This window comes from Methylobacterium sp. J-030, assembly GCF_022829545.1.
GTDB lineage: Bacteria > Pseudomonadota > Alphaproteobacteria > Rhizobiales > Beijerinckiaceae > Methylobacterium.
In genome coordinates, this window is the sequence record NZ_JAKSYM010000014.1 from 1 (window position 1) to 8,522 (window position 8,522).

The window sequence follows — 8,522 nt, forward strand, 5'->3', positions numbered from 1 at the left end:
GCGCTCACCAACCTCAAGAGCATCTTCGGCGGCAACCCGACCGAGGGCGAGCGCAAGATCCTCCTCGACGTGGCCGGCTCCTCGAACCTGCCGCACGCCCTGCGGGTGAAGGTCTACCAGCGGGCCATCGACGCGGCGACCCTGCGTCAGCAGCAGAACGAGGCCCGCGCAGCTCAGATCCGGGAGGGCACCTACTACCGCCCCGGGTCGGGCCCTGCGGCTGCGCAGGGTGCGTCAGGCGGTAGTCAGTCCGGCGCCCCCGCGCTGCCGCCCCCGTCGCCTTCGAACCGGCCCGGTGCCGTATCACCGGCCGATCGGTTCGGGCAGCTCGTCGGTTCGGGCATGACGAAGGCCCAGGCATACCAGCAGCTCCATTCGGAGGGGTACTGACATGGCGGCAGGCGTCGCGTTCGATCCCGCCGAGTTCGCCGCGTTCAAATCGGGGCTGGCAGCTCCGGTGCAGGATGCCGCCTCGACCGCGGACGCCTTTGATCCGGCCGAGTTCCAGGCCTTCAAGGCGTCGCAGCAGAAGCCGACCAGCTTCAACGATCGCTTCGGCAGCGGCCCGATGGCCTCGGCCCTCGACGCCTCGACTCCGGAGGGCTCGGCCCTGCGCCGGGCGGCGGATGAGGAACTGATCGGCAAGCCGTCGGCCACCAACACGGCGACCACGGCGCTGCTCGGGGCCGGACAGGGCGCCTCATTGAACCTCGCGGGCAATGCCGCGGCGGGGGTGGCGACTGGCCTTGGGTGGCTGGAAGGAAAGGGCTTCCCGGGTGTCTCCGGCTACGGCGACGGGAAGCGCACCTTCGCCGAGAACTACGCTCGGTTTCAGAACCTCCAAGGCGCCTATGACCGGCAAAACCCGAAAACCGCCGTGGCGAGCGAGCTTGCCGGGGGCATCGCGGCCACGCCGCTCATGCCGGGGTTACCCATCGCGGAGGGCGCGAACCTCACGGCGCGCGCCGCTCGCTATGGTCTCACGGGTGCGGGCTACGGCGGTGCCGCCGCGGCGATCGGCAGCCACGACTCGCTCAAGACGATCGAGGGGGCCGGAACCGGGTTCGCCGGCGGTGCGGCCCTCGGGCCCATCGTCGAGAAGGTGGCGCCGCCCGTCATTGCCGCTGCGGGTAAGGCGCTGGAGCCGATCCTGGCTCGGTTCGGGCGTGGGGCGGTGGCGACCGAGACCGGGTTCACGCCGCGGGCGCGAGCAGTGCTCATCAACGCCGGGCTCGATGCTGACAACTTGCCGCCCGAGCTGGCGCAGCACATCGAGGCCTCGTTCGCAGCGAAGGGCGAGACCTCCGCGGCGCTACGCGAGGCGCAGGCGGCCGAGTTCGGCTTGCCGCTGTCGCGCGGGCAGGCGACAGCGGATCCGAGGGCCCTCGCGCAGGAAGGGCGCGCCCTGGCGGGCCAGTCCGGTCCGCGGGCGCAGCAGATCGGTGAGGACTTCGCTGCGCGGCAGGCCGATGCCTTGGCAGCGACCCGAGACCGGTTCATGGGCATGGCCGCGGGTGACGCCCCGCGTGTCGATAGTCCGCAACAGGCATTCGAGGGGGCGGCGGACCGCGCCCGTCAGACCGCGCAGGCGCAGGCCGAACGCGAGAGCGTGGCGCAGCGCGGGGTCGACGATGCCCTGCGGGCTGTGCGGGGCCGCGGCGGGCCCGACGCCATCGACGGCGCCACGGCTGCCATTCAGGGCGTGCGCGATGCCGCCGAGCAGGCGAAGGCGGGATACCGGCGGGCTTACGCGGATGTGGGGCAGTATCCCGGTCAGTTCGTGCCCGGCGCGATGGATCGCGTAGGCTCGCGTGTGCGGGTCCGGCTCGGGTCCGACGTACCGATCGATGATGTCCTGACCCCCGCCGCGACGCGCGCGCTGCGCGACCTCGACGACGTGCCCGGCTTGTTCAACCTCCAGCCGGGCGAGGGCCCCGACCTTCGGCAGGTGGAGCAGCTTCGAAAGCGCTTGGTGGCGTATCGCGGCACGACCACGACGAACGCGACCGACCGACGGGCGATGGATCAGGTAATCCATCAGTTCGACGGGCACGTCGAGGATGCTATGGGGGCGGGGCTGTTCGGCCAGAGGCAGGCCGCAGGATCGCCAGCTCTGGCCGGAGACGGCTTCCCGGGGTTCTCGGCCGCCACTGCCGCCTCTGGGGCGGTATCGGCCGCTGGCGGGCCTGCTGCGGGCAAATCCGAACCGTTGACCCACTATCTCGCCCGGAATGGCGGGATCGCGCTCGACGGCGACGCCCGTGCCGCGGATCTCGGCCGAGTGATGACGCCCTACGGACCACTCGGCCGAAAGGCCGGCCGGCCGATTGAGGATTTCCGCGACCAGCTTGCAAGTGAGGGGTTCCTTCGGCCGGACAGTGCCGATGGCATGATCTCGCGGCGCATCGGTGACGAGGTTCACGACCTGATCGGGCAAGAGCGGGCGGGGCAGCCTGTCTATCGGCTCTCGGACCTGTCTCGCGGCGGGGCTCCCGCCGATGCCGGCGGCCGGCTGGCGGACCAGAATGCCGCCTATGCCGAGCGGATGGCGCCTTTCCATCGTCAGGTGGCCGACGATCTCGCGGCCGTGGGTGTGGACGCACGCCAGGCACATCCCGCGCACCTCGAAGATGCCGCGGGCCGCCTATTCAGGGGCGAACACGATAACGGTGCCGATGCATTCGAGGCGGCGATCATGGGGCGCCCGACCGGCGAGGCATCCCGTGCGCCGTCGTCTGAAATCCCGTTCGATAGCCCGACGGCCGCGGCGGCGTCTGATGCCCTGCCCGGCGGCGATACCGCGCCCTTGGCGGCGATGCAGCGCGCGCGCGGACTGTTCCGAGACTACCGCCAGGCGTTCGCTCCGCGCTTCCAGGGAGATGCCGCAGGCAACAACCTCCGCCGCATCCTGGAGCGCGACGCTTCGCCGAACGAAGTCGCGAGCATGCTGTTCGGCAGCCCCGGCAGCGGGCGCGTGACCGGCGGGCAGGTTCAGACGCTCGGGCGGATCCGCAGCGCAGTCGGGCCCGATAGCGACGCGTGGCAGGCCGTGCAGGGTGCCCTCATCAATCGCCACCTCGGCGGCGAGGGGCGGGACCTGGGGGCGCGCCTCGACTACCTGCTGAGCCAGGACGGGCGTCCGCTGGTCGATTTCCTGTCCGGTCAGCAGGTGGCAGGGCTCCGGGCCCTGAAAGGCGCCACGCGGCAGCTCGAAGCGGCTCGGCAGCCGATGCCGGACTGGATCACGGGGCTTGAGCGGACCGGGTTTGATCCGAATGCGGTCGGCCGGTCGATCTTCGGCGGGTCCGGCGCGATCGGCGCCAAGCCCGGTGCTGTGCTTGAGGCAACGGCGGCCCGAGGGCTTCTCGGGCCCAACAGCGCTGAGTGGGCCGGGATCCGGCAGGCCGCCGTGCATCGTCTGCTCGACCCCGCGACGCCTCCAGCCAAGATGGCCGCCGGGCTGCGAGACTTCACGGACGGTAGCGGTAAGGGTGTGGCCTCGACGTTGTTCAACGATCGGGAGCTTGCGCATTTCCGACGGCTCTCGGGTGTCCTGCAGAACACCGTGCGCCCTGATGGCTCGTTCAAGACGGATGCGGCAGGCGAGGCGGGCCGGAAGGCGGCGGCGAAGCTAGTCGATCTGATCGCCGGCGCGGTGGCATTCAAGGTCGGGGGGCTCGGTGCCGCGGCGGGCACGTACTCCGCGAAGGTCGGGACGCGGGCGATCATCGGCGGCCTGGGTGCAGCCTCGGCTCGGCGGTCTTTCGAGGGTGGCGCGCCGCGGCTGCTGGCACCGCCCCCGGGCTACGCGGTCTCGGCCGGTAGCTCGACGGGCCGCGTGCTGGCGCCGCTGGGCACGGGGTACTAACCCCTTGTCCGGCCCGCTGCGATCCTGCGCCGGATCAGCGGCCAGTAGATCATGCACTGAATGACGAGGCACACGAGCAGGCCGAACCCGTCGCCGTGCTTCATGAACCTGACGGCTCCCCAGAACGACGTGCCGCCGGCGGCGAGCAGCAGCGCGCCCTCCAGGATGACGATCCAGGTTCGGCGCAGCGGCAGGTCGTGGCGGACAGCGCGCCAGTCGACCACGAACTCGGAGCCGTCGCGGATCGTGCCGTAGAGGCCGGTCACGACCATGCCGACGGCGCGGGTAAAGCCGTAGGAGAGTCCCCCTGCTGTTGCGAGGGCCGCAACTAGCCAAACGAGATCGACGCCTGTGGTGAGGGGCTTGGTCCCGTAGATCAGCAAGATAGCAAGAACTGCTGCGGCGGCCCCTAAGCCTACGACGAAGGCCGCCACCTGAAACGCCCGGTCCAGCCGTTCGGGGTACGGCCGCTCCTCCAAGCGAAACCAGCCGCCCTGGGGCGTCGGCTCCTCCTGCGGATCGTAGGTCTGGCCGTGCTGCGCGGGCATGGGCTCAACATGGCGGTGGCCGGGGCGACTGTCGAGGCGTCAGGCAGACCGGATCGTCTGTGCCTGCAACCGGGCGGTCTCCTCACGCCATGCATCGCGCTCGGTCCGGATGGCCTCGACGAGGGCGTGCATGTTCCCTGCGTCGATGGCGGTCTCGACGAGCATGTCCTGAGCGGCTGCCAGTTGCTCGCGCAGCTCGGCATTCTCGGCCGCGAGGTCGAGGAGCAGAGCAGCCACGACATCGCTCATCCCTGCTCCCACGCCACCCCGAGGCAACGCCTCTAGCCGGGCTCAAGCTCGGCCGCAATCAAGTCCGATCAGCGCGACTGTGCCGGCGAGGTCGCACCGAGGCCGATCGCGAACCCGCCTCCGGTGCTGCTCTTCCGGCGCGCGGCCGGAGCCGATCGCTGAGGGCGTGGTGGCGCAGAACGGTTGAAGGGCCCTACGCGGCGATCCCTAGGCCCTACCGGGCCCACCGCCCAAGGCGCCGCTTCCAGCGCTCGCCGAGCGGCAGGGTGGCCGACGCCTTCGTGGTACGCATCATAGAAGTGGGCGGCGTCCGCGAGGCTAGCGCAGGCACCGGTTCGGCAGGCGAAACCTTAGGGGCGGCCCTGGCGATCGGCTCCTCTTCCAACTCGGCAGCAGCTGGCTTGACCTTGGGCGGTCGTCCGCGCCGCGGCTGCGGCGAGCGCTCCCCCGAGACCCGCACGCGCTCCGGCTGAAGCTGTATGGGCTCCGGCTCGACCGGTTCGGACTCCGGCATGATCAGGCTGGGCAGGATCCGGCGGGGCTCGGCGGCGTGTGCCTGCGCCTCGGCCGGCGGTGGCCAGGACACGGCTGGTCTCGGGGTCGTCGGCGCCGTGGCACGGTGCGGGATGGAGGTACGCTGGTGGCGGCCGCCGGACTTTGTCTCGACGGTGAACGACCGCGGCGAGCGGTTACGCATGGGGAAGCTTTCGGATCAATCGTGGTCAGCCATCGTTGCGGGTGCGAGTCACCGGCTGACCTGGCATCAGCGCGCCGGCTCCATGTCGATCACAGGGCCGTCGAGGTCGAAGAACTCGTCCTCGAACCCGAACGTCTCATCGTCCTCTTCAGGCTGTCGGCCTAGCGGCACCAGCATCGACAGCATGCCGAGGCACAGCGCGCCCGCGATCAGGGCGGCGAGGATGGCTACTGACATGCTGGCTATCGGAACGCGACGGACTGGTGGGACGATGTACCGGTAGGCTTAAGATCGGGTTCCGGCGGCCGGGACTCGCTTTACCGTAAAGCTCGATTACGCTGTGCCTCTGGACTGGAGGACGCACCTTAAATCCGGGCGCTCATCACCGCCGTGCTCGCCACCGGACTGTTCGGACCGATGGGCGATGCCGTGGCGCGCGGCTCGTGCAAGCTGTTCGCGCCCGAGGAACTCAGACACGGTACATACACCAACCGGGATGGCTGCGAGGTCCCGCACCCCGAGCAGCCGGAAGGCACGACCTGCACCAAGCCGTCGGACGCTACGGCCCGGCGCCGCGATGGTGACTGGAGCTTCAGCCAGCACCGACCGGGCACGTGCTCGCACCATCGCGGGGTGGCGTGTAGGGTCTCTGCGGATCGGGACTGCTGCTAGATCTGACGTCGCAGGGTCCGCTCGGGGTGGTATTTGGATGATCTGCTTCTGAGGGATACGGCATCGAAACGGACGTTGCGCTACTACGTGTAAATGTGCATTATCAAATCTATCGTAAGTCGATGATCGCACCGCTGTCTATTATTAAGATAGCTGTACCAACTGTTAAAACTTGAAGCCCACCGATGCACATTGTACTTATACCAGGATTTATGGCGGATGCTTCACTTTGGGATGGTATTGTTCAGGATGTAGGGATCCTTGGCCCATTAGTTTATGGCGATCTCAGCCGTGCAACATCGATCAGAGAAATGGCGCAGCATGTTCTCGATGATGCTCCCGAACATTTTTCTTTGATTGGCTTCTCAATGGGTGGGTATGTTGCTCGCGAGATCGTCCGCATTGCGCCAGAACGCGTGACAGCTCTTGTGCTTGTCGCAACGTCGGCCCGTGCCGATACTGTCGAGCAGGCCCGTCGGAAAGCTTCGGCAGTGCGGTTGATGGATCCAACCCGCTTCACAGGTTTCAGTCGCTCTGGCGTCCTCAGCTCTCTGCACCCCGATCGTGCGGGAGATGAAGCCATGATTGAACGGGTTCGAGCAATGAGCGAACGGGTAGGTGCGGAGGTATTCAGACGACATGCTTCGCAGGATCGACCCAGCGACTTGCACCTGCTCAATTCAATTCAGTGTCCCACCCTTGTGATTGCAGCAGATCAAGACGCCTTACGCAGCATAGGCGAAGCACAGGAGTTGCGGGACGGGATTAATGGAGCAAAGCTAATAATTATTGAAAATTCCGGCCACATGATTCCAATTGAGCGACCTAAAGCGCTCGCAGACGCGGTTGTCCCGTGGCTTCGTGATCAAGATTTGCTGCTAGAGGGCGGCTAGCGAATGGCTCCTTCGGGGAAATTTTGATCCGTGAGCATATGACTGACATGGGTCGAAAGCCGCCCCTCACGATGGGTACCGCACGCCAGATTTTGATCACTCGATCACGCCTCTGCTGTGCCTATCGCGCCATGGTGATCACCGCCTCCCCATGGCACCCATCCACCATGACGACGCCCGACGCGCCCAAGTGCGAGATCCAGATCGATGGCGCCTAGTGCCCGGTCAGCCTCGCCTAGGCGCACGCCCGTTACCCGTCCGCGATCAAGCGCTGCCCGGTCTGTCACGGCCGCGTGTCGATCCACGTCAACAGCACCGCGCAAGGCGGCCTCTGGCTCCAGCACCGCCGGGCGCACGATGGCTGTTCGCTGATGCCGGCGCGGTTCACCGGTGAGGTCACACCACACCCGCTGGCACTCGCATAGGCTCGAAGCTGAGCACGCGAAAGCGTTTACCAGTATCCTCAGAGCGGCGGATCGATTGGCGTGCTGAACCGCTGTGCTGAGGAAGCTCGTCCGATCTGTTTGCCTCCTCAGCTCGGAAGGGTCAGGACAAGCCACCATTTGGTAAAATGCGGCTGTCTGCGTCAACGCTGCCGCAAGGTCGCCTCTCGATGGTCAAGGAATGTAACAGCCTGACCCATGACTGAGCGAAGAGCAAACCCTCGCCACGCCATTATACTGCCAGCCCTGTGCTGGAGCGGCGATGGATCCGAATTTCATGCCATCACGGTCGATATCTCGACAGAGGGCATCCGTATGCGCTCGGCGACTATTCCGCATCTGGGGTCGCAACTCGGTTGCTCGATCCGCGGAGTCGGCGTGATGGAAATACGAGTTGTGAGGGCGGATGCCGCCGATTTCGCCGTGCGCGTCGTTGGCCGAGGCGCTACGCCCAGCGAGGTGGTGCGCAACCTCGTGGAGATGGCTAGGCTGCAAGCCCCGCCGTCCGAGGAAGTGCGTGTCTGTCGTCGGGTCGTGCCGAAACGCAGGGTCGTGCAGGTTGTGATGGCGAACGGCACGAGCGTTCCGGCACGGATCCTAAACTTGTCGGCTTCGGGGGTTGCCCTGCAGATGGACGCTCCGCTCGATCTCGGACAGGCGATCGTAGTTGGACGGCACCGGGCCAGGATCGCGCGTCGGATTGATGGCGGCGTCGGTGCAGCCTTTCTCACACCCCTGGATGAGGCTACGGTCAGCGAAAACACGGTGCTTTGAGGTGCAGGGCGCAGTGCTGTTAGCTGGCCACTACGGATGCAGCACAAGCCTCAGTATGCCGAAGGAACATGTCGATATGAGCTAGACCTTTGCCAGCCTCGGCGCGCAGGGTCACGTTGACGGCGTCGATCCCGGCGTCACCGCTCGACGGGCGCGCCTGCAGATCGGCGATCACCGCGATAAGCTGCACGCGCTTGGCCAGGAGATCCGCCTTGATCGCGGTGAGCCGTGCGCCCAACAACGTCGCCGCACGGCCTTCCTGCAGTAGCTCTACCGCCGTCACGTCGAAGACGGCGAGCGCGGATGCGGCACCGCGGTCAGATCGAAGCGGGATGAGCGTACCCGTCACCGTTGCGCCTCACCCAGGTTGGGTGCCCT

The 8,522-nt window shown here is 67.2% G+C and carries 8 protein-coding genes and 1 pseudogene; 5 read left to right on the top strand and 4 right to left on the bottom strand.

Annotated elements, in window-relative coordinates:
• A pseudogene (locus MKK75_RS00250) lies at window positions 1-390 on the top strand (hypothetical protein); the annotation flags it as partial.
• A 1-nt stretch (window position 391) separates the two neighbouring features.
• Window positions 392-3,868, top strand: a complete 3,477-nt coding sequence (locus MKK75_RS00255; protein ID WP_244040637.1) for a hypothetical protein — start codon at window positions 392-394, stop codon at window positions 3,866-3,868.
• Here MKK75_RS00255 and MKK75_RS00260 read toward each other — a convergent pair.
• The 3 genes from MKK75_RS00260 to MKK75_RS00270 form a co-directional block, all read right to left on the bottom strand.
• Window positions 3,865-4,416 (bottom strand): hypothetical protein, encoded by a 552-nt coding sequence (locus MKK75_RS00260; protein WP_244040638.1) that lies wholly within the window; start codon window positions 4,414-4,416, stop codon window positions 3,865-3,867. The two genes, MKK75_RS00255 and MKK75_RS00260, sit on opposite strands and share 4 nt — an antisense overlap.
• Window positions 4,417-4,455: 39 nt before the next feature.
• Window positions 4,456-4,665, bottom strand: a complete 210-nt coding sequence (locus MKK75_RS00265; protein WP_244040639.1) for a hypothetical protein — start codon at window positions 4,663-4,665, stop codon at window positions 4,456-4,458.
• A 763-nt stretch (window positions 4,666-5,428) separates the two neighbouring features.
• Window positions 5,429-5,599, bottom strand: coding sequence for a hypothetical protein (locus tag MKK75_RS00270; RefSeq protein ID WP_244040640.1), 171 nt, complete (start codon window positions 5,597-5,599; stop codon window positions 5,429-5,431).
• A 180-nt stretch (window positions 5,600-5,779) separates the two neighbouring features.
• On the opposite strand from MKK75_RS00270, the gene MKK75_RS00275 reads away from it, so the two are divergent.
• The 3 genes from MKK75_RS00275 (at window position 5,780) to MKK75_RS00285 (ending at window position 8,144) form a co-directional block, all read left to right on the top strand.
• A complete protein-coding gene (locus MKK75_RS00275; protein WP_244040641.1) occupies window positions 5,780-6,034 on the top strand; it encodes a DUF3761 domain-containing protein in 255 nt (84 codons plus the stop codon).
• 185 nt (window positions 6,035-6,219) lie between these two features.
• Window positions 6,220-6,927 carry an alpha/beta fold hydrolase gene (locus MKK75_RS00280; RefSeq protein WP_244040642.1) on the top strand — a complete coding sequence of 236 codons (708 nt, stop codon included), beginning with the start codon at window positions 6,220-6,222 and terminating at the stop codon, window positions 6,925-6,927.
• 641 nt (window positions 6,928-7,568) lie between these two features.
• Window positions 7,569-8,144 carry a PilZ domain-containing protein gene (locus MKK75_RS00285; protein ID WP_244040643.1) on the top strand — a complete coding sequence of 192 codons (576 nt, stop codon included), beginning with the start codon at window positions 7,569-7,571 and terminating at the stop codon, window positions 8,142-8,144.
• Between the two features lie 19 nt (window positions 8,145-8,163).
• Here the strand turns inward: MKK75_RS00285 and MKK75_RS00290 are convergent, their stop codons facing one another.
• Window positions 8,164-8,493, bottom strand: coding sequence for a hypothetical protein (locus tag MKK75_RS00290; protein WP_244040644.1), 330 nt, complete (start codon window positions 8,491-8,493; stop codon window positions 8,164-8,166).
• Window positions 8,494-8,522 lie beyond the last annotated feature (29 nt).